At 67.0% G+C, this 24,232-nt stretch carries 19 protein-coding genes and 1 pseudogene; 14 read left to right on the top strand and 6 right to left on the bottom strand.

All coding sequences use genetic code 11. The annotated features are described in order from the left end of the window. The first annotated feature begins 351 nt into the window (after positions 1-351). Both P3H15_RS43280 and P3H15_RS43275 read left to right on the top strand, forming a co-directional pair. The gene (locus tag P3H15_RS43280; RefSeq protein ID WP_276142929.1) at positions 352-1,698 is read left to right on the top strand and encodes a hypothetical protein; all 1,347 of its coding nucleotides are present in this window, start codon (positions 352-354) and stop codon (positions 1,696-1,698) included. Continuing rightward, positions 1,698-2,732 carry a glutamate ABC transporter substrate-binding protein gene (locus P3H15_RS43275; protein ID WP_276142928.1) on the top strand — a complete coding sequence of 345 codons (1,035 nt, stop codon included), beginning with the start codon at positions 1,698-1,700 and terminating at the stop codon, positions 2,730-2,732. Before P3H15_RS43280 ends, P3H15_RS43275 begins: the two co-directional genes overlap by 1 nt. Positions 2,733-3,252: 520 nt before the next feature. Here P3H15_RS43275 and P3H15_RS43270 read toward each other — a convergent pair. Continuing rightward, positions 3,253-4,500 carry a CdaR family transcriptional regulator gene (locus P3H15_RS43270; protein ID WP_276142927.1) on the bottom strand — a complete coding sequence of 416 codons (1,248 nt, stop codon included), beginning with the start codon at positions 4,498-4,500 and terminating at the stop codon, positions 3,253-3,255. A 158-nt stretch (positions 4,501-4,658) separates the two neighbouring features. On the opposite strand from P3H15_RS43270, the gene P3H15_RS43265 reads away from it, so the two are divergent. The 4 genes from P3H15_RS43265 (at position 4,659) to P3H15_RS43250 (ending at position 9,490) form a co-directional block, all read left to right on the top strand. Next, entirely contained in the window at positions 4,659-6,128 is a 1,470-nt protein-coding gene (locus P3H15_RS43265) for an NAD(P)/FAD-dependent oxidoreductase (RefSeq protein ID WP_276142932.1), read from the top strand. Between the two features lie 14 nt (positions 6,129-6,142). Further along, positions 6,143-7,075, top strand: a complete 933-nt coding sequence (locus P3H15_RS43260; RefSeq protein ID WP_276142931.1) for an alpha/beta hydrolase — start codon at positions 6,143-6,145, stop codon at positions 7,073-7,075. Between the two features lie 105 nt (positions 7,076-7,180). Beyond that, a complete protein-coding gene (locus tag P3H15_RS43255) occupies positions 7,181-7,324 on the top strand; it encodes a hypothetical protein (RefSeq protein WP_276142926.1) in 144 nt (47 codons plus the stop codon). 1,080 nt (positions 7,325-8,404) lie between these two features. Next, complete coding sequence (locus tag P3H15_RS43250; protein ID WP_276142925.1) at positions 8,405-9,490, top strand: RDD family protein; 1,086 nt, start codon at positions 8,405-8,407, stop codon at positions 9,488-9,490. Between the two features lie 156 nt (positions 9,491-9,646). Here the strand turns inward: P3H15_RS43250 and P3H15_RS43245 are convergent, their stop codons facing one another. Further along, positions 9,647-10,750, bottom strand: coding sequence for a BTAD domain-containing putative transcriptional regulator (locus tag P3H15_RS43245; protein ID WP_276142924.1), 1,104 nt, complete (start codon positions 10,748-10,750; stop codon positions 9,647-9,649). 253 nt (positions 10,751-11,003) lie between these two features. On the opposite strand from P3H15_RS43245, the gene P3H15_RS43240 reads away from it, so the two are divergent. Continuing rightward, the gene (locus P3H15_RS43240) at positions 11,004-11,705 is read left to right on the top strand and encodes a hypothetical protein (RefSeq protein WP_276142923.1); all 702 of its coding nucleotides are present in this window, start codon (positions 11,004-11,006) and stop codon (positions 11,703-11,705) included. A gap of 672 nt (positions 11,706-12,377) precedes the next feature. Next, positions 12,378-14,735: an ATP-binding cassette domain-containing protein gene (locus tag P3H15_RS43235; protein WP_276142922.1), complete on the top strand. Its 2,358-nt coding sequence runs from the start codon at positions 12,378-12,380 to the stop codon at positions 14,733-14,735. Between the two features lie 114 nt (positions 14,736-14,849). Here P3H15_RS43235 and P3H15_RS43230 read toward each other — a convergent pair whose 3' ends face one another. Next, entirely contained in the window at positions 14,850-16,712 is a 1,863-nt protein-coding gene (locus P3H15_RS43230) for a serine/threonine-protein kinase (protein WP_276142921.1), read from the bottom strand. A gap of 332 nt (positions 16,713-17,044) precedes the next feature. Here P3H15_RS43230 and P3H15_RS43225 point away from each other — a divergent pair, with 332 nt between their 5' ends. Beyond that, on the top strand, positions 17,045-17,533 hold the full coding sequence (locus P3H15_RS43225; protein ID WP_276142920.1) for a MarR family winged helix-turn-helix transcriptional regulator: 489 nt from the start codon (positions 17,045-17,047) through the stop codon (positions 17,531-17,533). A gap of 150 nt (positions 17,534-17,683) precedes the next feature. On the opposite strand, the gene P3H15_RS43220 is transcribed toward P3H15_RS43225, so the two are convergent. Together P3H15_RS43220 and P3H15_RS43215 are read right to left on the bottom strand one after the other, a co-directional pair. After that, positions 17,684-19,603, bottom strand: coding sequence for a serine/threonine-protein kinase PknD (locus tag P3H15_RS43220; protein ID WP_276142919.1), 1,920 nt, complete (start codon positions 19,601-19,603; stop codon positions 17,684-17,686). Between the two features lie 350 nt (positions 19,604-19,953). Then, the gene (locus P3H15_RS43215) at positions 19,954-20,307 is read right to left on the bottom strand and encodes a DUF732 domain-containing protein (RefSeq protein ID WP_276142918.1); all 354 of its coding nucleotides are present in this window, start codon (positions 20,305-20,307) and stop codon (positions 19,954-19,956) included. A 603-nt stretch (positions 20,308-20,910) separates the two neighbouring features. Between P3H15_RS43215 and P3H15_RS43210 the strand changes: the two genes are divergently transcribed. After that, positions 20,911-21,171: a hypothetical protein gene (locus tag P3H15_RS43210; protein ID WP_276142917.1), complete on the top strand. Its 261-nt coding sequence runs from the start codon at positions 20,911-20,913 to the stop codon at positions 21,169-21,171. Here the strand turns inward: P3H15_RS43210 and P3H15_RS43205 are convergent. Continuing rightward, positions 21,144-21,326, bottom strand: a complete 183-nt coding sequence (locus P3H15_RS43205) for a hypothetical protein (protein ID WP_276142916.1) — start codon at positions 21,324-21,326, stop codon at positions 21,144-21,146. The genes P3H15_RS43210 and P3H15_RS43205 overlap by 28 nt on opposite strands. Positions 21,327-21,481: 155 nt before the next feature. On the opposite strand from P3H15_RS43205, the pseudogene P3H15_RS43200 reads away from it, so the two are divergent. From P3H15_RS43200 to P3H15_RS43185, 4 genes and pseudogenes are all read left to right on the top strand, one after another. Then, positions 21,482-21,989 (top strand): annotated as a pseudogene (locus P3H15_RS43200) (nitric oxide synthase oxygenase); the annotation flags it as partial. Positions 21,990-22,038: 49 nt separating this feature from the next. Then, positions 22,039-22,371 (top strand): hypothetical protein, encoded by a 333-nt coding sequence (locus P3H15_RS43195; protein ID WP_276142933.1) that lies wholly within the window; start codon positions 22,039-22,041, stop codon positions 22,369-22,371. Between the two features lie 11 nt (positions 22,372-22,382). Continuing rightward, positions 22,383-22,523 (top strand): hypothetical protein, encoded by a 141-nt coding sequence (locus P3H15_RS43190; RefSeq protein WP_276142915.1) that lies wholly within the window; start codon positions 22,383-22,385, stop codon positions 22,521-22,523. 497 nt (positions 22,524-23,020) lie between these two features. Continuing rightward, complete coding sequence (locus P3H15_RS43185; RefSeq protein WP_276142914.1) at positions 23,021-24,058, top strand: alpha/beta fold hydrolase; 1,038 nt, start codon at positions 23,021-23,023, stop codon at positions 24,056-24,058. Positions 24,059-24,232: the final 174 nt, after the last annotated feature.

Below are 24,232 nucleotides of genomic sequence, written 5' to 3'. Positions count from 1 at the left end.
CTTCGACCTGCGCGAGCCCATGCTGGTCTCCGCGTCGCGGTAGCGACAACCACCCGTCGCGCGCCGCGTCGGCCTTACACACAGATGCCGCCCGGTCGCGATGCCGACAGCGATGACACCTTCGGAAGGAAGTGATCCAGGCAACCGGATTTCACGCGCGCAGCAGGATTTGACGGGTTGTCTCGAGATGTTCGTTGATCTTCTCGTGCACCCGGTGTCTTTCCCTCGGCCAAACCCTAGGAAGCATGCTGTACTCGGCAGCGACAGACAGCCGATTCTGTCGCTGCTCTGGACGGCCGCCGGGCAATCCCGACTGGGACCGACCAGCAGGTTTGTGGGGCAGGAGGCCGGATGTTCCACCGTGGTGACCGTGTCGCTACCGAAGCCCCTACTCTCGACGAGGGCCTGGTCGTCGAGCCCGAGGCCCGCCGCCGTCCGTGGATGGACTTTCTCGTCTCCACGCCGGGACGGCTGTCCGTGCTGGGGATCCTGCTCGTCGCGGCGGTCCTCACCGCTGCTGTGATCACCTCGGCCGCGGTTGCAGCCCGGCAGCAGCGCGTCGAGACCCTCCGCACCCACACCGAACCGCTGATGAATGCCGCCCAGAACGTCTACAGCGCGTTGTCGATCGCCGACGCCGACGCCACCACGTCCTTCCTCTCCAGCGGCACCGAAACGACCGCCGTCCGGCAGCAGTACACCCAGGCGATCGGCGAGGCATCCAGCGCGTTGGTCACCGCAGCCAACGGCGTCTCGTCGCAGGACGCCGAATCGCTGGCACTGCTGTCGGACATCGTGCGCAACCTCGCCGAGTACGCCAACCTGGTGGCGACAGCGCAGGCCAACGACCGGTCCGGCAACCCGGTCGCGGTGGCGTACCTGTCCGATGCTTCCACGCTCATGCAGGACACCATCCTCCCGATGGCCGAACGCCTCTACGTCCACCAATCCCAGACGGTCGCCGATACCCAGACCCACATTGCGCAACTGCCCACGACCGCCCTCACCGTGACCGTCGCCGTGCTCGTCGCCCTCATCCTCGCCCAGCTGTACCTGCGGCGGAAGAACAAACGTCGGGTCAACCCCGGCCTCGCCGCCGCCACCGCACTGATGGCCGTTCTGCTGATCTGGTTGGTCGCGGCAAGTGTGGTGTCGTCGATGGCGAGCGACCGCGCGAGAGTCGAAGGGACCCAACCTCTCGATGCCGTCGTCCACGCTCGCATTCTCGCGCAGCAGGCCCGCGCCGACGAAACCCTCGCCATAGTGCAGCGCGGATCGGACACCCGGTACGAGATCGACTATGCCCGGCGTACGGAGGCGCTCTCGGAGGAACTCTCCCGGCAGCTCGCCGACTCACACGGACGTGCCGCCGCGGAACCGATCGACGGCGCCGTGACCGCACTCGACGGGTGGCGTGCCACGCATCAGGAGATCGACAACGCCCTCGATCGTGGTGACTACCCGGCCGCCGCGGCGATCGCCGTCGGATCCGATCCTGCCGCATCGACGGCACGGTTCGCCGCCCTCGACCAGTCCCTGCGCAGCGCAATCGACCGGCTCCGCGACGGCGAGGTCGACGCCGTGACGGACACGTATCGGTCGATGTCGAAGCTGGCCATCGGTAGCATCGTAATCGGAGTTCTCGGCGGATTCGCCGTCGGCGGGGGTATCTGGCCGAGACTGAACGAGTACCACTGATGACCCGGATGACGCTGCCGACACAGAGCGCGGGACCGCGGACGCGGCCCGGGATCCTCGTCGGCGTCGCGATCATCGCCACCGCCGTCGCCGTCCTCACCGCGTGCGCCGCACCGGATCCGCTCACCCCGACCGCCACTGGTCTGTACACCCGACCGATGTCGGGTGGCGCACAGATCATCGCGCCCCTGGGCACAGCGCCTCCGGAACCACCATCACCCGAATCGTGCGGTGCCCTCGCAAGCCTGCGCCCCGGCCCACCGCCGGCACCCGGACAGATGCCACCCGGCGGCTCGCTCGCCGAGATCGCCGCTCGCGGTCGGTTGATCGTCGGTATCGATCAGAACACCAATCTGCTCAGCTTCCGGGACCCGGACACCGGCACCTTGCAGGGCTTCGACGTCGACATCGCCCAAGAGATCACCCGCGACATCTTCGGCGATCCGGCGAAGCTCGAATTCCGGCTGCTCACCTCCGCAGGCCGGTTCACCGCACTCGAGAACAACGACGTGGACGTCGTCGTCCACTCCACCTCCATCACCTGCGATCGCGCACAACGGGTCGGCTTCTCCACCGAGTACCTGCGCACCTACCAGCGCCTTCTGGTCCCCAAGGGCTCCGACATCACCGGACCGGCGGACCTCGCCGGGAAACGGGTCTGCAGCTTCATCGCCACCACGTCATTGGCCACCGTCCAGCGGGTCGCGCCGCAGGCCACGATCGTCGCAGTCCCCGACTGGGACGATTGCCTGGTCACCATGCAGAAGGCACAGGCCGACGCCGCCAGCACCTCCGACTCACTTCTGGCCGGATTCACGGCCCAGGACCCGGAACTGCAGATCGTCGGACCACCGCTCGAGACCGAACACGCCGGAATAGGGGTCAACAAGGACCGGAGCGACCTGGTGCGGTTCGTCAACGGCACACTCGACCGCATCCGCGCCGACGGCACCTGGATGCGCATCTACGACCGGTGGCTGGCCACCCCGCTCGGACCGGTCTCGGGCCCACCCCCAGCGATCTACCGCGACTGAGCAGACACGGAGTTGCAGTCCGCATCCAAGCCCTCCACGCAGTGAAGTTCGGAACTGTCCAACAGCGTCGAGTCCGGCCGCGACAGCCATGCTCCGGTCGACTGGCGGACTTCGCACTAGCAAATCAGGTCCGCCGGTCAGCTGAGGTGCGAGGTGCGGGTCCGGTGTAGACGGCGGCGGGGCGGGCGAGCTTGCCGAGGCGTTTCTGCGACGTCCGCGTCATCTATCAGCCCGCCGTCCCGCAGAAACGGATGCATCGCTGCGGCGCGGGCCCGCACCCGACCGAGCAGCAGACGATGCCCGCCGCTCAGGGGATGCGGGGTCGCCGCATTTCAGAGCGAACTCCCCGCTGCCCCAGTGGACGGAGGGGAGTTGACGGGTCGCCTCGGGGGTGCCGCGCTGGACGTATGTGAGTGTTCCGCACGCCGGCCCCGGGAATCCCCGGCGCGCTGGAGTACTCGGTGGGAAGTCCGGGTTTGGGCGGGTCGGTTGCGGTGATCAGAAGGTACCTGAATGTTCGTCAGGTCCGGGTCAGGACCCGGGGCCCGATGTGGTGGGCGAGTTCGAGCGCGAGTTCGAGCGCCAGCCGGCGTTCGCCGGGATGGTGACCGAGGAGTTCGGTTGCTCGCGCGACGCGTTGCAGGACGGTATTGCGGTGGGTGTGCAGACGGACGGCGGCGCGGGGTGCGTTCTCGGCTTCGTCGAGGAACACCCGCAGGGTCTCGCGGAGCCGCGCCGCGCTGGGTGTGTCCGCGGCGAGCGGACCCAGCGTCGTGGCGACGAAATCGGCCGCGCGGTCTTGGTTTTGCGCTGCCAGCGCCGTGACTTCGAGGTCGCGGTAGAGCGCCAGGCGCGCGCCGCTCGGGTGCCCGCTGAGCAGCCGCTGGATGGTCAGCGCCGCATCGTGCGAGCGGCGGAACCCGGTGATGCCGGGCTGGGTGGGGCCGACCGCGACGCGGACGTTGGGCTGCGCTCGGGTGAGCGCATCGCGCACTGCGTCGAGCGCGGGGTCGGAGTCGGTACCGAGCCAGGCCCACAGCGTCGAGGTTCCGGCGGGGAGGGTCAGCGGAGGGCGCGCACCGGCGGCGCGGGCGAGGCTGGTGGCGGCGGACTCCAGCGCGCCCTGCACCTCGCCGGGCGGTTGGGTCCACAACACGAGTGCGGTATGGCGGCGGGCCAGTTCGTACCCCAGGCGTTCGCTGGCGCGGCGACTGTCGATCGGGGCACCGTCGAGGATCAGACGAACGGTCTCGGTGCGGCGTGCGAGCGCACCACCGAGCACCTCCTCGCGCTCGCGCTGCGCGTCGGCAATGACGCGGCCGATCACGTGGTCGACGTTCTCGAATAGGTGCTGCGAAAACGCCTCCACCAACTCGACGAGCTGCGGGCCCGGCTGGACGACCCGAGCCGCATGGGCGATGAAGCTCTGCCACACCAGGTTCTGCCCTCGCCGATAGGCGTGGAAGATCACGTCGAGGTCGATGCCGCGGCGCACGATGGTGCGGACCACATCCAGCGCCTCCGGTGGGACGTCGATCGGTGCGGCGCGGCCGTCGCGGCGTGCGAGTGTCGTCAGTAGGCGCGCGACGTTCGCGCGGTTGCTTGCCGACATCTCCGCCGCGATCGCGGCATCGGTGCCCAGCGCTGGGGCCAGCTTGACCACCTCGGCGTCCATGTCTTCGACGAACCGATCGAGTTCGGCGAGCATCGACTCGGCAACGTCACCCATGAGCCTGACGATCACCGCGGGGGTCGTTGGACTGGTCATGAACAGAGTGTGCTACCGCACATAGTCGGGGGCAAGGTGTAGGCGTACGGACATGTCGCGGGTGCCGGTGCGGATTTACTGTGAATCACATCACACCCCCACTCGACAGCGTCCAGGAGACACCAGTGACGATCACGACCATCCCCGACGTGGAGACCATGGAATTCGATGTGTTGATCATCGGCGCCGGCATCTCCGGAATCGGCGCGGCCTACCACCTGAAGACCCGCCGGCCGGACACGACGTTCGCGATCCTCGACGGTAAGGATGCGATCGGCGGGACGTGGACCCAGTTTCGCTACCCGGGGATCCGCTCGGATTCGGACATGCCGACCTTCGGCTTCGGGTTCAAGCCGTGGACGCACAAGAAGGCGATCGCCGACGCGCACATCATCCTGGACTACCTGCAGGAGACCGTCACCGAGAACCACATCGACGAGCACATCCATTTCGGATACCGGGTGTCGTCGGCGGAATTCTCCTCGTCCACGGGGTGCTGGACTGTGACCGCGCACCGTTCCGGCAGCGACGAAACCGTGCACATCACCGCGCGATTCCTGTTCTCCGGCACCGGCTACTACGACCACGAGGCCGGCTTCACGCCCGAATTCGACGGCATCGAGGACTTCACCGGCCAGGTGGTTCATCCCCAGCACTGGCCCGAAGACCTGGACTACTCCGGCAAGAAGGTGGTGGTCATCGGCAGCGGCGCGACCGCGGCCACGTTGATCCCGGCGATGGCCGGCACCGCCGGGCACATCACGATGTTGCAGCGCTCGCCGAGCTACGTGCTCTCGCTGCCGGCCGAGGACGCGATCGCGAACAGGCTCAACAAGCTGATCGGCCCGAAGCGGGCGTACCCGATCATCCGGCGCAAGAACATCATGATGCACCGCGCGATCTTCACGGCCTGCCGCCGTTCCCCGAAGCTCATGCGGACGCTGTTGATCGCCGGGGTCCGCCGCCAGCTGCCCAAGAACTTCGACGTCGACACCCACTTCACCCCCCGCTACAACCCGTGGGATCAGCGCCTGTGCATGGTGCCCAACGGCGACCTGTTCAAGGCGATCTCGACAGGCCAGGCCTCGGTGGTGACGGACCGGATCGAGCGTTTCACCGAAACCGGGATTCGGCTCGAGTCCGGCCAGGAACTCGAGGCCGACATCGTCGTCACCGCCACCGGCTTGAACATGCTCGCGTTCGGTGCAATCCGGATCAGAGTCGACGGAGAGCCGGTGAATCCGGCCGACACCACCGTCTACAAGTCGATGATGCTCAGCGGCCTACCGAACTTCGTGTTCGCACTCGGCTACACGAACATCTCCTGGACGCTCAAGGTCGACCTCATCAGCGAGCACTTCTGCCGACTGCTCGATCACATGGACCAGCGCGGCTACACCGTCGTCGAACCGGTCCTCACCGATCCGGACATGGAACGGGTCCCGTTGCTCGACCTCACCTCCGGATACGTCCAGCGTGCGGTCGCCGCGTTCCCCCGTGTCGGTACCAGCGGCCCGTGGACAGCCGCGATGGCCTACGACAAGGACGTCGAGCGGCTGCGTGAGGGGCCGATCGAGGACCCCGACCTGCGATTCACCGCCCACCCGCCGGCTCTGCTGGCCTCGTGACCGGAGCGAGCACGATGAACAACGAGATCACCTTCACCAGCCACGGCGTCACCTGTGCGGCCTGGCACGTTCCGGCCACCACCGATGCGCCGGACCGAGAACCCGGCCGGCCGTGCGTGGTCATGGCACACGGCTTCGGCGGCACCCGGGACACCGGCCTGCTGGGCTACGCCGAGGCATTCGCTCAGGCAGGCATCGATGCGTTCGTCTTCGACTACCGCGGCTTCGGCGACTCGGACGGCACACCCCGCCAACATGTGTCGTTCCGCCGTCAGCGACAGGACTACCGCGCCGCGATCGAGGCGGCCCGCCGCCTGCCGGGCGTCGACCCGGACCGGATCGCACTGTGGGGGACGTCGTACTCCGGAGGTCACGTCATCGCGGTCGCCGCGGAGGATCGGCGCATCGCGGCGGTCGTTTCCCTGACACCGGCCACCGACGGGTTCGCCGCCCTGGTCCAGATCGCCCGCTACGCCGGCCCCGGCCAGCTGGTCCGCGCCACCGGACACGGGCTGCGGGATCTCGCCCGTGCACTGACCAAACGCGCGCCGCACCACGTTCCGGTGGTCGGGCAGCCCGGGTCGGCGGCGATCCTCAGCACGCCCGGCGCCGAGGAGGCCTACACCTCCATGGCCGGCGCGACCTGGCGCAACGAAGTGTGCGCACGCACCGCACTGGAGGTCGGGGTGAACCGGCCCACCACCTCCGCTCGTCATCTCACCTGCCCGATCCTGGTGCAGATCGGCACACACGACCGCATCGCGCCGCCCGCCGCCGCCCGCCGGACCGCCGCCAAGGCCGGCCCGCTCGCGCAACTGCGCGAGTACCCCGTCGATCACTTCGACGTCTACCAGGGACCCTGGCAACAGCAGGCACTGGCCGACCAGCTCGCTTTCCTCCACCGAGTCCTCGACCACCTCCACAGCACACCGTCACCGACGAGGTGAGACCGCACCCGCCGCACATCAAGAATGTGCACCACCGAACACCAATGGAGAAGAGATCTCCGACCCGAGACGTGGGTCATCGAAGCGGAAACGGAGAGACCCGACGTGAAGACCAGCGTCCACGAGACCATGGCAATACCCGCCAAGCACGACCGGGCCGGTACTCGCCAGGCTCTGACACCGCCCCGCCACACAGGCGCCGTCGCGATCATCCCGATGACCCGCAGCTGCGCCCGTGAGGTGCGGTGACGGCAGCGTCTGGGAGTGATCCGCGACCACACTATGAGCAATCCCCAACTCCACGTTGGGATCACACTCGATGATAGACGAGCGACCCACTCCAGTCGAATAACCTTCCTGCGGAAGCCAATCCGCACATGTCAGAGTTGACCACGCGTCGAAACCGACACGCTCGCCACCCACCCCAGATCGACCGGCCACAGAGGCGGCGCCCACGACGACGGTCCTGGACGCCGCCTCGCCCTGCGCACTTGACAAACCGGCGTACAAGCCAGTACGCCAGTTTCCCGGATGGCACCGTTGTCACCAGTGCAAACGCAGGGACCACCCCGAGAATCGGCCAATCCGGTGCAACTCAGGAGATGCGCGTAGGCCGCGGGTGCATTCAGCGGATCCACAGGATCCACACCCACCTCCCGACGCCATCACATCCCCGAATCGCGTTCAAGTAGAACTGGACTTCCTTACTTACCGCGACCACCGCTGGATCGTCCTCGTCGCCGATCCGGACGGCCGTCTGGGCAGTGCCTTGCACTGGCGGGCACGGCGCTGCTGCTGATACTCGAGCACCTCGCGCAACAACAGCCGATGCCGAGTACCGACTTTCTCCGCCGACAACTCCCACGTCGATCAACCGTCGCACCGTCGGCCGGCCCACCCCCAGCAGATCCGCGCCATGCGGGCCGATAAGAAGGCGTTCAGACCTGCTTAAGCTCTGAGCGACATCCTGGATGCGCACACGTTGCGGGGCCTGATTCGGCCATCGCATCGACCACTGCGGATCGATGCTCCACATCAGTGGAAATGGAGTGGATGGAATTGCTTCGATGCCTCGCACGCCGATCTCGCCCACAGTCGGAAACGTGGTGGGTGCGGGCAAACGTCGGCAAGCAGACTCCCCTACGTCGGAATCTGTTCTACCGCTTCAGAACCACCGTCTTACCATCGAACCAGCGTCATCACCGGAAGGGCTCGGCCATGACCGAACAACCACCAGTTCCGCCCTGCGACTATTCACCACCCCGGCCGCCGAGGGGTTCTCAACCACGTTCGTCCGGCGGCACCGGGTATCCGCTCCCAGCTCATCCCGTGGACGTCCTGCCGGCGGAGGCCTACACCTCATGGCTCAGGCGTGTCGGTGCCTTCGTCATCGATCAACTTCTGTACATGATCCTCGCCGTTGGCCTCGGTGTCGGCGGCGGAGTGATCATCGGCATGGCGGATGGCACGTCCTGCTCTACCGGCGAGAGCAACGATGCCACGTCGTGCAGCTCGGCGGTCTTCGAAGGCATCGTTTCGTCGATCGTCACCCTGGTGGTGCTCGCGTACTGGTTCTGGAACTGGGGCTATCGCCAAGGCCGGACCGGTTCGAGCATCGGTAAGTCGGTGCTGAAGTTCAAGGTGGTCAGTGAACGAACGGGCCGGCCGATCGGTTTCAGGATGTCGCTCGTGCGTCAGGTCGCCCACATCCTGGACGCGATCTTCTACATCGGTTATCTGCTGCCGTTGTTCACCGCCAAGCGGCAGACGATCGCCGACACGCTCGTGAAAACGGTCTGCCTGCCCATCGAACCGCTGCGGGCCTCGACACCGCAGCCACCCCCGGCCTACGGAACTCAACAGCCGCCACGGTACGGCACATCGGTCTACGGCACGTCAACGGCTCACTGGTCTCCGCGGCGGCAACCCTACGGAACGCCGGCGAATGTCACCCCGTCCTACAACGCTCGAGGCTCGGCGTATGGCACTGCTCCGTCTGCCGGCTACGGCATCGCCCAGCGCCCCGGGACGGTCACCGCGGCAGCGGTCCTCGCCCTTGTCATGGCCGCGCTGACCACTATCGCCAGCTTGGTGTCGCTCTATACGAGCAGTCATTACCATCCCCGGACCGGTGCAGTCACAGCAGCCCTCTATCTTTCCCTCGTCGGCCTTGTGTTTGCCGGGTTGCTCGTATGGGGTGGAGTCGCCGTCTCGAGGGGTCGCGCCAACAAAGCCCTCTTGTGGACTTCATCGGTCGCAGTGGTGCTCTATCTCGTCGATGTCGGGGTGAGCACGAGTGATTACGGACGAGTTCTCGGAGTCGTGTGCTCAGGGCTTGCCGTGGTCGTCGTGACCCTGATCTTGCAAACATCGAGTAAGGACTTCTTCCGTACGAGAGGAGCTACGACAACCTAACCGGTTGCGTCGGAGTCAGCTGGCACAACCGGACGAGCGTCGGTCGCCTCGGCAACCACCACCGGAGCACCAGCGCTGGTGGTCCCCTACCGGCTGCGTAGTCGACGCCACCGAGCGGCGACAGGGTCATCGCCACAGTCGTTGGCGCAGTTGGCCCTACGGCCCTATCACCTCGAACGACCATTCGGTGCCGCCGATGCGGATGACGTCGCCATGGCCGAGAATGGCGGAGTCGATGATGCGCTCGCCGTTGATCAGTGTGCCGTTTGACGACTGCAGGTCCCGGATTTCGTATCGCGGCCCGGTAGCCACGACGATCGCGTGGTACCGGCTGACGTTGCGGTGACTGAGCACGAGATCGTTGGTGTTCTTTCGCCCGATCCGCAGACCACCGGGGGGAACCGGGATCGCCGTGCCGGCGCGGTCGCGGAGCTGTCCGGTGGCCACTCTCTGTTGCTGCTCGATCAAGGTCAACGTCATGGCGCCGGTCGTCACGGTCAACGGTTCCTGATTCAGGATTCGTTTTTCGAGGTCTTGTAGTGGTCCGGATGGGTCGATGCCCAGTTCGTCGGCAAGGGTCGTGCGTAGCCGCCGGCATGCGTCCAAGGCGTCGGACTGCCGGCCGGCCAGGTAGAGGGCGGTGATCAGCTGGGCCCACAGTGGCTCTCGAAGCGGATGCTCATTCGTCAGATCGATCAGAGTAGAGATTACTGATTCGGCTCGGCCACATGCAATTTCGGCCTGGGTTCGCGCCGATGCGGTCGCCAGCAGTTCCTCTTCGAGAGTGGCGGCGAACGCATCGGCAAAGCCGTGCCCGCGTAGATCGTCGAGGACCGGCCCTTTCCACTCGTCCAGGGCGTGAGACAGTGCGGCGCTCGCCTCCTCGAATTGTCCGGCCTCGGCGAGCCGGCCACCGGTCGACGACAATGCCCGAAACCGGGCCAGGTCGAAGTCGTCGTCCGCCACCGACAGTCGGTATCCCGGTGCTACGGTCGCCAATACGGTCTTGGGGTCCACATCGGCGCCGCCGAGGGCCTTTCGCAGTTTGGACACGATCACGTGCAAACTGGCCCGGTAGTCCGGGGGCGGATCGTCATTCCACGCCGCCGCGGCGAGAGCGTCGGCCGCGACCACACGACCGCGCCGGATGAGCAGCATCGCCAGCACAGCGCGCGGTTTGGTGCCACCCAGGGACTGCGGCACTCCATCGATGGTCAACTCCACTGAGCCCAGGACGTGGAGACCGAGCCGGGGACTCATTGCCTCGACATTCTCTGCCACACCAATCACCGAGCCTTTTCGCTCCGGGCGCCCGCGCGAGGTTGTTGCGTCGGCATCAATTATGCCGTCCTGGACACGAGATCTACCAGGCCCGGCAGCACGGGGCGTCGGCGTCGCTCGCCGGGGGATGCGCTCGACGGATCGGGGATAGGGATTTGATCAGGATCGGATAAGCGGCGGACCACACACTTCCTCACGTCCCCAGCAAGACCATGAGAGAAGGTCCACCATCGTGTTCACCCGCAAGATCGCCACCGCCGCCAGTACCTGCATCACCGCCGCTGTTGTCGGGGTGGCCGCTCTCGGCCTCGTCGGCACCGCGAACGCGGTGAGCCCCGCCGCGGTCTCGACCGTGTCAGCCTCGGTGGTGGTCGGCGATCCGGTAGGAGCCGCCACATACTGGCAACGTCAGCACGGTGACGACTGCGCGGAGATGGCGGTCGCCGACGTCGTCGGAGAAGTCACCGGCCGCACTCCCTCCGAGGCCGAGATCGTCGAGGTCGCACGCAACACCCCCAGCACCGTCACACCGGGCCCGATCTACACCGGCGACGCGGCCGGCGGACCCGCGGACGCCGATGCCAGCACCGGCGGGACGGCTTCCGAGGACATTCCCGTGTTGCTGGCGAACTATGACATCGCCGCCGTCCTCAGCCACGCCGAAAACGCGACGGTCGGCGTCGATGAACTCGTCGCAGATCTCGTGATTGGCCGGAAGGTCATCGTCGGGGTCAACGCGGAAATCATCTGGGGCGAACGCGGTGACCGCACCACCGCCGATCACGCCGTCGTCGTCACCGGCATCGACCTCGCCGCGGGGTTGGTCTACCTCAACGACAGCGGCATCGACACCGGTCGCGCCGAGACAATCAGTCTCGACGTGTTCCTCGCCTCCTGGAGCACCAGTGACTACGAGATGATCACCACCCTGTAGGTGCTGCGCTCGGTGCCTGCCGGTCCGGCACCGCCACCCCAGGCAGGCGACAGCTCGCGATTCCGGCATGGCGGCGACGCCGCGGTGATCCCACGGGAGTTCGGTACGCCGGCTGTGCGCACTCATTCGGACATTCCGATCCCGACTGTGCGGTGACCGGCGGCACCCTTTCAGTGAGGCTTCCCGAGAACGCCGACGTCGTCATCGACGCCGGCGTTCTCCATGTCTGCCGGCATGACCGGCACGCGACTACCACGATCGCGCACCATTCCGTATCATGAGAATGCCATATGTTACGGCAATCTTGTTGTTAGGCAGCCGAGTGAGATGACTGCTTCACGAAGACTGTTCGCGCCGAGGGTTCCCCACCGGCCCACGCCCACCTCGGACTCTCGGCGCGGTACCCGCGTTCGACATCGCAGGAAGGATCTGGGAGAAACGTCAACGACTCTGTCGGCATGGTGATACGTAGGAAGTAACTCGGCATGCGAACGTCATCACGGCGGTTGGCGTCGAGATGATAGTGGTTGGCACCCGGATGCCGAGATCCTGCGTTCGAACCAGAGGTACGACCCGCGAGCGGTACGCAAGCACCAGTCGCTGGGCGCCGGACTTCGACGCTCGCGTACGAGATCATCGCACCGACACACATACGCTCCCGGCACTGCCGCTATGAACCCCGACGATTCCCCACCCAACGAGCCACCGGCACTGGAAGTTGCGGCCGACGGGCACCGGTGGCGGGCAGCGCCGGGCCACACCTTCACCATCGGCCGGTCCGAGACCGCCGATGCACAGTTGGCCAACCCGCGCATCTCACGCTCGCATGCGGTCCTGACCACGACACCGCACGGCTGGACCTTGAGCAATCACAGCCGAAACGGCATCTTCCTGGACGGGCATCGGGTCGATCAGGTGCCGGTGCACGGACCCACGACAGTCGTACTCGGGAACCCGTCCCACGGTGTGGTCCTGCACCTTCGTCCCATACCGTCGGCACCACCCCCGGAACCTGCGCCGACACCATCGGAGGGCGATCGATCGCCGCGGCCCCCCACCGCTGTTCATGCGATCGAGCAACCTCGGATCGGCATCGGCCGCACCGACGACAACGACGTGATCCTCGACGACCTGCTGGTCTCCCGCCACCACGCGGAACTGCGCTATTCGGGCGGGAGCTGGGACATCGTCGACCTCGGCAGCGCCAACGGGACCTACGTGAATGGAATCCGGGTGTCCCAGGCGCGTATCGGTGAACCGGACGTGATCGGCGTCGGTCATCAATTGCTGCGGCTGAACGGCAACCGGCTCGAGGAATACGTCGACACCGGTGACGTGTCCTTCGAGGCCACCGACCTGGAGTCGGTCACCGCAAACGGACGTGTCCTGCTCACGGGTGTGGGGTTCACCCTCGATCAACGCAGCCTTCTCGCGGTGGTGGGACCGACCGGTGCCGGAAAATCCACCCTGCTCAATGCCCTGACCGGGTTCCGGCCGGCCACGAGTGGGGCCGTGCACTACGGCGGGCGCGATCTGTACGCGAACTACGCGGAACTGCGACACCGTATCGGTTTCGTCCCGCAGGATGACATTCTGCATACCCAGCTCACGGTGCGCCGTGCACTGAACTACGCGGCGCGGCTGCGGTTTCCGCAGGACGTGTCGGCCGAGGCCCGGCAGCAGCGTATCGACGAGGTGCTCGCCGAACTCGGGCTGACCGGCCAGGCGGACCAGCGCATCACCAGCCTCTCGGGGGGACAACGCAAGCGCACCAGCGTCGCGTTGGAGTTACTGACCAAACCCTCGCTGTTGTTCCTCGACGAACCGACGTCCGGGCTCGATCCCGGATACGACAAGTCGGTGATGCAGACGCTGCGCGGCTTGGCCGACGAGGGCCGATCGGTGGTGGTCGTGACGCACAATGTCTCCCAACTCGACCTGTGCGATCGGCTTCTCGTCCTTGCCCCCGGGGGCCGGCTCGCCTACTTCGGGCCCCCTGGGCAAGCGCTCACCTACTTTCACTGCGAGGACTTCCCCGATCTGTTCACGCTGCTCGAGCACGACACCGGCACCGATTGGGCCGCCCGCTTCCGGCAGTCGCCTCTGTACCCGGTGTACATCGGCCCGCGCCCGACCGATGCCACGCCCGCACCGCCCGGACACCGGTCACCGCCCGAGAACCCGAACGCCCAACAATCCGCGCTCACCCAGTTCGCGATCCTGTGCCGCCGCTACCTGGCCGTCATCGCGGCCGACCGCCAGTACACAGCCTTCCTGCTGGCGCTGCCACTGCTACTCAGTCTGTTCACCCATGCTGTTCCCGGCACCGCGGGGCTCTCGCTCACCCAGGCAGCGGTCCAGCACTCGAACGAGCCCGGTCAGTTACTGGTCCTGCTGATCATCGGCGGCGCCCTGATGGGCTGCGCAGCAGCGGTCCGCGAGATCGTCAAGGAAAAGGCCATCTACCGACGGGAACACGCAATCGGTCTGTCCCGCAACGCCTATCTCGCCTCCAAGCTCGCGGTGCTCACCGTGATCACCGGTCTGCAGGGACTGGTTCTCGGGATCCTGGGATGGGTCGGGCGGCCGGGGCCGGACGGCGCCGCCCTGCTGGGATCCGGTGAAGCCGAGATCGCGATCGCAGTGATCGCGGTGACCGTCACCTCGATGATCATCGGGTTGCTCATCTCGGCGATGATCGACAACGCCGACCGGGGTATGCCCTTGTTGGTGCTTGTCGTCATGGCCCAACTCATCCTCTGCGGCGGCCTGTTCCCGCTACACGGGCGTGTGCCCCTCGAACAGCTGTCCTGGCTCTCCCCGTCGCGGTGGACCTATGCGATGGCCGCCTCCACCGTGGACTTGGCGGCGATGCCGGGATCTCCCGGAGCCGACGATCCGCTGTGGCGGCACACTCCCGAAATCTGGCTGACCGACCTCGCGATCTGCGGCGTCCTCGCCGTCATCATGATCGTGGTACTCGCTCTGCTGCTCGGCCGCGTCGATTCCCGCCGTCGCGTCGACCGATGAACGCGCCGACACCCCCAGCGGCAATGACGGCGTAACCCCCGCCTTCTCCCGTGCACCGCGCCTCCCGTGCACCGCGCCGGATTTGCTCCTGCCGAGCCGCCGGTTGCTCCCGTCCTACTCGAACGCCCCCTGCTTCGTCCACCATTCGTACATGGGTGTCATGCCGTTCGGGTCGTCCGCGAAGACCTTTCCGATCGCCAGATCGGCTTCGTTCGTCCAGGCGATGGCGGGCACCGGCGGAGTGTCGGCAGACATGAAACACGCCACCTGGCCGACGGTCTGGGGTTCACCGTGCGAACTGTACGGGCCGGGACCGCCGCCACCGTCCGGGCAGGAAATGACGTCCGTCTCATTGAGGACGTCGTCGTAATGGCTCTGCAGTGCGGCGAGATCGGTGAACAGGAAGAAGCGGGCGGAGGGCGCACCGGTGGCTTGGTTCGGCTGGCAGGAGAGGGAAGAGAGTTCACCTGGGGTCGGCTGTTCCGATTGGCAGTTGAATTCGCCGTATCCGGTGGGCATGACCTGCATCAGCCGCTGATCGGCGGCGGTGAATTGGCCGGACGGTTCCGGGGACGTCGGGGGTGCGGACACCGGCGCGGGAGCCGGTGTGGGCGGCGTGGGTGCCGGTTTCGCGAGCCACATCGCCACACCGGCCGCGGCCGCGACCACGACGAGCGCGGCGCCGGCGAAGACAATCCACATCCGCTTGGACGGACCCGGGCGTGGCGGCTGGCTCTGCTGGGGGCCGCCCCACCCCTGGGGCGGGGGCGGGGGTGGGGCGACCTGTGTGCTGTCCCACCCGGGGGGCGTGCCGGCCCCACCGTGTCCCGCGGTCGGTGAGTGTGAGTCGATCCAGGTGTCTGCGTTGGCATTCGGGGCACCGTGTTCTTGCGGCGGCACGTGGCCGTACGGCGGAGGCGGCGGAGTGCGGGTGCCGTACGCCGGTGGTGTCGGAGTGCGGGTGCCGTACGGCGGAGGCGGCGGGGTGTCGATGTAGGTCGGTGGTGCGGGGGCGGGCGGCGGCGTGTGCGCCGGTGGGGGTGTGCCGGTCCGTCCCGTGGCATCCGGCGGGCCGGGCTCGGCGGCGTCGCCCTGGGTTTTCTCGATGAGGGTGGCGGCCTCGTCCTGATCGCCGGCGCTGAGGGCGTCGTGGGCGGCGAGTGCGAGATCGCCGGCGGTGGCGTAGCGATCCTGCGGGCTCTTCGCCATGCCGCGGGCGATGACGGCATCGAAGCCCGCCGGCACGCCGGGGCGCGCCACACTGGGCCGCGGTGGTGGCTCGAACAGGTGTGAGCTGATCTTCACCCGGATGCTGTCCGCCGGGTACGGCCTTGCGCCGGTGAGGCATTCGTGTAGAACGCAGGCCAGCGAGTAGATGTCGGCGCGGTAGGTGACCTCGCTGCCGTCGCCCTCGAAGCGTTCGGGGGCCATGTAGTCGTAGGTGCCGACGGCGGTTCCCAGGGTGGTCAGTTTCTCGTCGGTGGCCGAGTTCGCGATGCCGAAGTCGACGAGGTAGGCGAAGTCCTGCCGGGTGACGAGGACGTTCTCGGGTTTCACATCGCGGTGCACGAGCTTGTCGGCATGGGCGGCGTCGAGGGCGGCGGCGATCTGGCTGATGATGGCGACTGCCCGCGGCGGGGCCAGCGGCCCGTAGCGGGTCAACAGTGAGCGCAGGTCGGTGCCCTGCACCAGGCGCATGTCGATGTACAGCACGCCGTTGACTTCGCCGTAGTCGTGGATCGGCACGACGTGTGGTTCCTGCAGGCGGGCGGCGGCGTGCGATTCGCGGCGCAGACGTTCGCGGAAGACCGGGTCGTCGGCCAAGGCGTCGGGGAGGAGTTTGAGCGCCACGGTGCGGTCCTTGTCGAGGTCGTACGCCTCGTAGACCTCGCCCATGCCGCCTTTGCCGAGAAGCCGCTTGAGATGGTAGTGCCCGAATTGGGTGCCGATCCGTGATCCCTGCGCGGTGCCGCTCATCGTTGCACTCCCTTCGGCGCGATGGTCGCAGGCGGCCTTCCGCCGGCGACCATCGTGATCGGCAAGGAAACGGGGAGTGCAGGTCGAGTGGTGGCGTCTGTCCCCTCGGGCGGGCCGCGCACGCGATCGGCGCAGGACGGGTGTTGCGGCGGGCAGGACCACGGCGCTCTAGAGAAAGCTCCCGCCCAGATTCCCCTCCATCGCTAGATCGCCTCGCGCACGAGGCCGACAAAGTCGTTGCGCTACCACCCCGACTCTAATAGCTCGGTAGCCGAGACACAAGGAATCCTGAAGGCACGGAGCCCTGGTCGATCGCGGGTACTCTGACATGCATGGAACGCGATATTCGCTTGGCGCTGGCCGTCCGCGATCTGGTCCTGGCGGTGGAGCGGTATCGCGGTCACGCGGCGCGCGGGCACCTCCGCATCGGTGTGACCGAGACCGTGGCACTGGGCCATCTCTACGTCAACGGCCCTCTGACGGCGAGCGAACTCGCTGCGGAACTGACCATCACCAGCGCCTCCGCGACCGAGCTCGTCGACCGGATCGAGCAGGCCGGCTACGCCCGGCGGGTGCCGCATCCCACCGACCGGCGCAAGCGGCTGATCTCGCTCAGCGACCACGGCCGCGACGAATTCAGTCGCATCTACGGGGAACTCGGCGAGATGCTCGGCGAGGTGTACCACCCGATGTCCCCCGCCGATCAGCGCCTGATCGATCAGTTCATCACCGAGGCCAGCGCCGCCATCAACAACCGGGTCCGGGCGGACGCGAAACCGCAGACCTCCCGACGAGCGCTGAACGACCAGACCCCGGCCTGACGGGCGCGCCGAAGCGGCCGGCGACCGGTGGCAGAGGCTCCCGCTCTCGCGAGATCGCACCCCGGATGGAGCACGGATCGGAGTCTTCCTGCGCGACAGTCGATCCGAGCGACTCCCCGCAGGCCGCGGGGCCAACTCGGTCGCCGGAACCTATGCCAGTTCGAGCACCCGATCGTTCCCGAGGTCTGCGAGGTAGAGGTGACCATCGTCGCCGGCTGCGATTCCGGCGGGTCGATCGACGCCCGTGAACGGAAGGGTGGCCGGGGCCGACGAACCGGACTCCAGCTCGAACACGTCGTTGGAGTCCAGGGTGGTCAGCAACACATCGCCGTCGTCGGAGACCGCCACCGCGTTCGGTGCGTGACCGTCACTGAACGGCAGGGTGGCGGGGGTGGACGCCCCGGCAGTGAGTTCGACGACCCGATGGTTCCGCGAGTCGGGGACGATGACGTCGCCCGTATCGCTCACGGTGACATCGGTGGGCCGGCTGAGTCCGGTGAACGGCAGCGCGGTGGGTGTCGAGGACCCGGCCACCAGCTTCAGGACCCGGTTGTTGCCCCCGTCCGCGACATAGACGTCTCCGCCGTCGCTAACCGAAACACCAAGGGGCTCATCGAGTCCGGTGAACGGCAGCGTGGTGGGAGTGGCGGAGCCGGCGACCAGTTCGAGGACCCGGTTGTTGCCCGTGTCCGCGACGTAGACGTTCCCGCGGGCGTCGACCGCCACCGCCAGCGGGTCGTCGAGCCCGCTGAAGGGCAGCACCGTTTGGGTGGTCGCGCCGCTGGCCAGTTCGAGAACGCGGTTGTTCTTGGAATCGGCGACGAACACGGTCCCGTTCGCATCGACCGCGACCCCCTGCGGGCTTGCCAGGCCGGTGAAGGCGAGCGTGGTCTGGGTGCGGGCGGCCGGTGGATGCGGCGACGCGAGATAGGCGGCGACCGCACCCACCCCCGCGCCCACGACCACCATCGCGGCAAGCACACCGACCACGATCGTCGTCGTCCGTCGCCACCAGCGCACCGGTCCGGCCTGCCCACCTGCGCGGGTGCCGCCCGGCCGGCCTGCGCCCGCGACACCGCGGTTCGGTGGCGGGGTGTCGACTCGCACCCGGCGCGGCGGGGTCGCCGCCCGAACCTGACGACGAGGGCTCGGGGCGCGGATCCGGTCCGGTACCGGGAGCACCTGCGGGGTCCGGGTCGCCCGTGGTCCGGGCGCCGGCCGGGGGGACGACAACGCGCTGCGCGCCGCCTGCGCCAAGGCGCCGCAACTGTCGAACCGGGTGTCGCGGTCCTTCGCCAGCGCCTGCCGGATCACCGGATCGATCGCGTCGGGAAAAGAGGGTCGCAGCACGGTCGGCCGCGGGATCGGCTGGTTGAGATGCGCATCGACCACCGCAGCGGCCGACCCCGAGTACGGGAGCCGACCGGTCAACAACTGGAACAGCATGCACCCGAGGGAATACACGTCGGCGCGGTGGTCGGGTTCGACGCCCGCCACCAGGGCCTCGGGCGCCGCATACACCAGGGTGGCCACCAGCATGCCCGTCCTGGTCAGACGCCGGGTCTCGTCCAAGTTCTTCGCGATCCCGAAGTCCGTCAGCAACACTCGCCACACCCCGGCACCAGCGGCCGGTCGCCCGGCGAGCAGCACGTTGGCCGGCTTGACGTCGCGATGCAGGATGCCGTGCTGGTGTGCGAAGTCGAGGGCCTGCCCGATTTCGGCGACGATGTGGACGGCCAGATCCGGTGGCAGCGGGCCGCGGCGCAGCAGCGTCGCCGCGTCCGTTCCCGCCACGTACTGCATGGCGATCCAGAGCCGGTCCCCCTCGCAGCCCCGGTCATACACGGTCACGATATTCGGGTGCTCGAGTCGCGCGGCGTGTTCGGCCTCGCGCACGAACCGCGCCCGCATGTAGTCGTCGGCGGTCCCGTCGAGAACTTTCACCGCGACCCCCCGGGGCAGACTCCCATGCCGCGCCAGATAGACCGTGCCCATCCCCCCGGTACCGAGCACCCGCTCGATCGTGTATCCGGCGAACATCGCACCCGGCACCAGATCGTGCTCGCTCATCCGCACGCACCCACCCTGCCCATCACGGGAGACCGCCTCACCCATTTCCGGTGTGCACGAGTAGTTTGTCCTCGTGAGGTCATTGTGGATGTCACCGCCGCCCTTTCGGACCAGCCCCCACCCTCGCCTGGTGAACCGATCCATGGCACGCACCAAGGATTGTCGGCATGCCCGCCACGCGAGCAACAGCGGTCCGTCGGACGACCCGCAGACCGCTCGAACGCACCACCAAGTATAACTTGGTATCCGAGATATACGGGTGCCGAGGTGGATCGTCGCGCCACCGAAATCACGGACAGACCAATCCGTGCCCCCGCACCGCTGGTGGCACGGGGGCACGAGGACCGGGCTCAGACGGGCAGCTGGTCGGTGTACAGAGGGCAGTACACCGACACCGAACCACCGATGACGTAACCCACGTCGTACGCGGACAGGGACGAATGCTGCAGACCTTCCGCAGCGACCTCCTCGAAGGTGGCGCCATCGGCGAATTCGCCGCAGATGTGATGGGCCAGCCCGACCCCGGCGTCGTCGGTGGTGAACGTGATCCCTTCATCGGCCATGCCCTCGAGGAACACTGCGTCCTGGCTGGAGAGCGACGTGGCGGTCTCGGCGTTGGCGATCGAGACGGCGCCGAGGGCACTCACCCCGATCACGGCGGCAAGGGTCAGGGTGCGGGCGGCGGTGGTGATACGAATGAACATAACAGGCGTTCCTTTGTCTTCGTCGGGGGAAACTTACAAGAGAAAGTTTGGAAGACCGGCCTGATCGAACCCTTACCGAATTCTTGAGCGCCGAGAACGGAACCGACAGGCAGGCCCCCGAACTCGGCACAATGAATCGTCCCGAGTTCGATGCACACCTGTGTTCTCGGGAAGGTCATCCTTGTGCCGAATGTCTACCGCGCCGAGGTACGGAGAAGACCGTGCACCTGGCCCTCGAGCACCGTGACGGATACACCTGGCAAGCACGAGGCGAACCGTACGATCACCGAGCGGATATCCCCGAAAACGGAGACGCCGGGGGTGTGGGTCCGCAATGCCGAAGCGTCCGATGGCGGCATGCCTGCTGCGTCGGTATCCGAGGCCGACACCGAACTGCAGGCATTGCGGAGGAAGAACGCCGGTGTCGACGCCCAGAGAGAGCGCCTCAGCGCGGCGAGCGGAGAATCACACCTGCACCGCGCGGGCGATGCACGATAACCCATTGCGCGGAAGCAGTATTCATCGCATCGGGGTCGCAACATACGGCCCTGCGCTTCCCAGGAGATCCTGTTCCTGCACGCACTGCTGCCGTCGATCGGGACGTTGGCCGATGCCTTCGACAACGCCCTCGCCGCGACGACCGCCGGGCCCTACAAGGCCGAGGGCATCACCGACGACTCCCCGTTCCGCATCGAGCCGTTGCGCACCGTCAACGACCTCCCGCAGTACCGTCCACCGCGGCCGATCGGGCACGGCGAAACCCTTCCCCCACACACCACAACGTCCGTCCCGGTCCAACAACGGACCGGGACGGACGTAATGCAGGGCGCGCCGTATCAGCAGATCCAATACGTGGTCGAATAACCGTCGTCATACCAGCAGATGTAGACGTCGTCGGTGTGGCGCGGCGCGTCGGCCGACGCCGCGTTCGCTGCGCCGACACCACCCAACACGGACAAGCCGATAACCGACAGCAACATCGACGAACGGGCAATACGGCGGATGCGGGGGGTAAACATGGCGGAAACTCCTCAAAACGGGGCGGAATGACAAATCCAAGAATCCGCACCCACCCTTACCGATCCCTTATCAACTCCTGACCGATGAACCGAGCGACGGGACGAGTCCGCGAAAGGTCCTTCACGGACTGTTCGCATCCGATCGACACTGCCGCAACGGCAGCGCACTGCAGTCGGTGATCGTGATCGGCCCGCCGCCGCGCCCCGATGGGCGGGAGTACCGCATTCTCAGCCCGCAGTTGATCCGCTACGCCGGCTACCGGCAACCCGGTGGGCGATCTCCATTCCCGACGAGCCCCTGCACCGGTTCGACGTGCCCGCCGATCTCGTGCTCGAGGTCGACATCACCCCGCGACTACGACTGATTCGGCGACCTCGGCCTGAATTGGCATGCCGTCCCGGCCGTGTCGAACATGAATCTCGACATCGGCGGGGTGATCTTCCGTGCGCCGGTTCAGCGGCTGGTACGTCAGCACCGAGGTCGGGGCCCGCAACTTCTCCGACGAGAACCGCTACGGCATGCTCCCGGACATCTCCGCCAGGCGTTAACTCGACACCCGCTCCGACCGCACCCTGTGGAAGGACCGGGCGCTGGTCGAACTCAACCGCGCCGTCTTCCACAGCTACCGGCAGGCCGGGGTCATCATGGTCGACCACCACACCTGCGGCGATATCGCGACAGGCGAACGGTCACGGGAGGAGGATCGAAAGCATGGACACCAACCAGACGACCGGAACCGAATGCGCACCCTGGTGCACCAACGAGGACGCTCGCGGGCGCGCGGATCACACCTGCATGGGTGACAGCAGCGACTGCATCGAACTGACCGCGGCACTGGATTACCTCACATTGGACGAAGACGGCATCGAGTCGTCGTTCTGCTTCGTCACGCCCGTCCGAGAGGCGGACCGGCGACCCGGCGTCTCAATGACCTGGGAGGTCGGTGACCACCCCGAGTTCCGGCCACGCCTGACACCAGGAGAGGCCCGCAGGATCGCCGCCGAACTGGTCGCGGTCGCGGACCTGATAGAAGGTGGCGGATAACCCACGAGGACATGCGAGACCGGGTGGCGGCGCAGATCGGGATCGATCCGACCACGGAGACTCCGGCGCAGCTGCCGAAGATCGAGGAACTGCCGAGGCGCTGTACCTGGAGCCTGGTTCAGCTGCCCGCGTTCGGGCCGGTGGCGGGCTGAGACGCGGACACGTCGACCCGGCACGTGGACTGCTCCCCCGAGATGTCCTCTACCTTCGGTCGGCGCGGAGATTGCGACTTTGCCCGGCGCGCCCGCATCCGTTCGAACGGCGACCGTCGAGAATCGATCGATGCCGGGCCAACGAACCACGCGCCTGCATCAGCGCTGTGACCACCACGGCGACGCCGTCACTCAATAAACGCCGTCACTCAATAACAGTGCGGCAATTCCACCCTTGCCAACCACACCAGGATGCGGCTCGACGGCCCCAAGCCGGCCGAGCGCCACAGGCACTCCGGTGGCTCGGTGATCGCCTGCGTGTAACGCCGCGGCCTCCACGGCGAATAACCAGCGAACGTTCTTCGCGCCCACTCCGGGGCACGGGAGAAAAGCAACGACCTCCTGATGTCAACACCCCCGGGTGGGGCGTGTCGCCACGGGTATCGACGATGCGCAGCGAAGAATCGACAACGAAAGCGACAAGCGAGGAGGGCGCGATGAACCCCAGTCGCATGCGCAGGCTCAGGCCGGTGCCCGACGCCGAGACGCAACTGATGTTTCGCACCATCCACGGATACCGACGCGCCTTCCGCATGACCGGTGACGGCCCCGCGCTGCTGCTGCTGCACGGCATCGGCGACAACTCCTCGACATGGACCGAGATCATCCCCCACCTCGCCGAGAACTACACCGTGATCGCACCCGATCTACTCGGCCACGGCCGCTCCGACAAACCCCGCGCCGACTACTCCGTCGCCGCCTACGCCAACGGCATGCGCGACCTACTCTCCACCCTGGGAATCGACCACGCCACCGTGATCGGACACTCGCTCGGCGGCGGCATCGCGATGCAGTTCGCCTACCAGTTCCCACACATGGTGGATCGGCTCATCCTGGTCTCCGCCGGCGGTATCACCAAGGACGTTCATCCATTCCTGCGCCTCGCGGCGACACCGATCATCAACGAGGCACTGAAACTGCTGCGCCTGCCCGGAGCGGTGCCCGCGGTGCGGTGGGTGGGAACGGCGTTGACTCGGCTGCACGGCACTGCCCTGCACCCCGGTGCGGCGCTGCACGACACCCCGGATCTGGTGCGCATCTTGACCGAACTGCCCGACCCCACCGCATACGAGGCCTACCTGCGCACCCTGCGTGCGGTGGTCGACTGGCGCGGACAGACGGTGACCATGCTCGACCGCTGCTACCTCACGGCCAGTCTCCCCGTTCAACTCATCTGGGGAGATCGGGACACCGTCATCCCCGTCAGCCACGCCCACTCCGCGCACGCGGCAATGCCCGGTTCGCGGCTGGACATCTTCCGAGACGCCGGGCACTTCCCCTTCCGGGACGACCCCATGCGCTTTGTCCATACCGTCGAGAAGTTCCTGTCCGATACGCGCCCCTCACCATTCGACGAGGCGAGATGGCTGCAACTACTCAACACCGGAACCGTCCAGGCGACCCGCACCCCCGACGCTTCGACGCGTGCCACCGTGCTCGACGCGGTCGGACCCGCCGAAAGCAAAGCCACCTGACTCGCGCTCAGGAGACCGACCCCGGGCACCACGACACGTCAGGCGCTGCCGTCGCCACGCAGGGGACCCCGCGGAGGCCATTTCCGTGCGCGTTTCAGCACGAAGTGTGCGTTTTACTGCAAGACCGGAGACCCCCGCCGGAGGGATGCTTATGCAGGCCATGACACAGCATGT

Source organism: Rhodococcus sp. T2V (assembly GCF_029269925.1).
GTDB classification, from domain to species: domain Bacteria; phylum Actinomycetota; class Actinomycetes; order Mycobacteriales; family Mycobacteriaceae; genus Rhodococcus_F; species Rhodococcus_F koreensis.
Note: the sequence above shows the minus strand (reverse complement) of the source record. Positions and strands in the feature narration are given on the sequence as shown.